Here is a 673-nt window from a genome sequence, read left to right as displayed (position 1 = left end):
AAACTCTAAGTTTTACTCGACGCTGACTCGTTGTTGCTTTGCTTATTCAGCGTAGCGCTCCGTGTCAGTGGGGTCGCATTATAGGGCGGCGAATTAAAAGCGCAAGCGGTTTTTACAGAATTATTGAAGAAAAGTGATATAAACAGACCGTTCGGATATTTATTAAGCTAAACCTCTTAAAATTTCAACTTTTATAACACTTTAACAACCGCCAGATTAACGACAAGCCGTAGGTTGGAAAAGCGAAGCGCCTTCCAACAACTGTGCAAAAGTTTAATGACCAAGCTCGCAGTACTTAATTTCCTTTTGCGCAAGGTTAAATGATCCAGTTTATAGAACGCCGAGGGACTTAGTTTAGTAATTACAAAGGGACTTTTAGGCTAGCACTTGTGAAGGTTGCTTACTTCACCTTTCACAGAACTCTCTGTCGCCACTTCGTGGTCACAAAGATTCTGCACGCAAAAAAGCCCGACTCTTTCGAGTCGGGCTTTCTATAATTAGGTGCCTGACAATGTTCTACTTTCACATGGCAACTGCCACACTATCATCGACGCTGTTTCGTTTCACTTCTGAGTTCGGCATGGGGTCAGGTGGGTCCAAAACGCTATTATCATCAAGCAAATTCTTTGCTTTAGTTTTTATTATTACTTATAAAATTAGGACCTGGCGATGT

General features: G+C 41.6%; 1 rRNA gene. It reads right to left on the bottom strand.

What is annotated here, in order from left to right:
* Window positions 1-503: 503 nt before the first annotated feature.
* Window positions 504-618: ribosomal RNA gene (gene rrf, locus L1070_RS20150) — 5S ribosomal RNA — on the bottom strand.
* Window positions 619-673 lie beyond the last annotated feature (55 nt).

It is taken from the genome of Pseudoalteromonas sp. MMG022 (assembly GCF_021654245.1).
Lineage (GTDB): Bacteria > Pseudomonadota > Gammaproteobacteria > Enterobacterales > Alteromonadaceae > Pseudoalteromonas > Pseudoalteromonas amylolytica.
The sequence above is the reverse complement of the archived record's forward strand: the minus strand, read 5'-3'. Positions and strand labels throughout refer to the sequence as shown.